This window comes from Pseudomonas cichorii (assembly GCF_019719005.1).
GTDB classification, from domain to species: domain Bacteria; phylum Pseudomonadota; class Gammaproteobacteria; order Pseudomonadales; family Pseudomonadaceae; genus Aquipseudomonas; species Aquipseudomonas cichorii_E.
The window spans coordinates 1-1370 of sequence record NZ_JAIGPJ010000087.1 but is presented as its reverse complement, the minus strand read 5'-3'; the positions used below and the strand labels follow the sequence as shown (position 1 = coordinate 1370).

1 pseudogene is annotated in these 1370 nt (G+C 52.3%); it reads right to left on the bottom strand.

Going from position 1 to position 1370, the window contains the following annotated elements:
* A pseudogene (locus tag K5D32_RS25695) lies at positions 1-1370 on the bottom strand (adhesin); the annotation flags it as partial.

The following is a 1370-nucleotide window of genomic DNA, read 5'->3' as shown; positions in this document are numbered from 1 at the left end:
TTGGCGCTCAAGCCCGAGTTCTGACGGACCACGTCAGCCAGTTGGCGAGTGGCGGTCGAAACCTGCCCGGCGGTCCCGAACTGGAGGGCTCTGGCCTGGGTGTCGGAAACGGTCTGCTCGCGCTGGGCGACCGACACGCTGGCACTGCCGAGTGTCCAGTTTTGGGGCGCAGTGCTGGTTTGGGTGGCGGCGACGTTACTGCCGGTCTGGGTACTCAGGCGGAACAGGCCGTTCTGGCCGGTAGGCAGGCTGAAGCCTGGCAGGGTCAGTGGATTGACTTGTTGTTGGGACAGATCAGGCGGTAGTTGGCTGTTGAGCCTGATAACGGAGGTTCCGATACCATTTACTTTGGTATCGACGACCTTACTGGTGCCTCCAGCCTGACTGTAATCCTGATGAATAACGCTGTTTTCCAGGGTCTGGGCGGCCGTGATCGACACATTGCCACCCGCCTGGATAACGGCATTACGACCGCTACCTGTACCTGCTGAATTGCTGTCTTTGGCGACTTCAATATCGCTCACCAATATATATGTGGAGAACTGGCTCGGCAATTCAAGCAAATTGTTCGGATCATACTGGGATAGCGTTGTTTCCTCGAAACCAGGCTGAAGCCCAGTCATTACGATGTTATATCTACCGATTGTGTGAACATCAACGCCCGTTTCAACGTCTCTGAGAGCCACCCACGGTTCTATATAACCATCTCCCCAATCCATTTGCACCGAGACAGGTTTGGCTTTATGAATATTGTTTGCCACATCAAGATAATATTCATAAGGAAAATCTGGATTGTTTCTTTGATTATAGGGCACCAGCACATTGGAATAATACCCTTGGGTTTCGCCACTTGACATCACAGCATTCACAATAAGCGTGCGCTCTATGGTCCCGCTCTGCGCACCAATGTTCTGCAGACTGCTGGCATTTATATTGATATTACCGCCAGCACTCACAACACTTTTACTATTGAGAAAGCTGCCACCCTGAAAAACGAAATCCTTACCGGATCTAAGCAGTGCTGAGGCACTTATATCATTTTCAACACTCTCGTAGTTCTCACGAACAGCCAGAGTAAGAACGTGCTCCCCCCCTGTACAGTCATTACACATAGCAGCGATAAAACCCGATACTAACTTTCGCCTACTAGACGCCAAGCTGCCATCAGTACGATTCTCAAACCGATCAGCGTTGAGGGTGAATGCCCCGCCGCTCTCCATTGAGCCGGAGATGTTGTAAACATCAGTGGCCCGAACAGCGCCACCGTAACCGCCGATCACTACGTTACCAAGGCCGTACAAGTCGCCCTTGAGGTTGGTCAAACTCCCCACATTGGCCTGCATATCCCCGCCGCTGAAGATCAGCCCCTG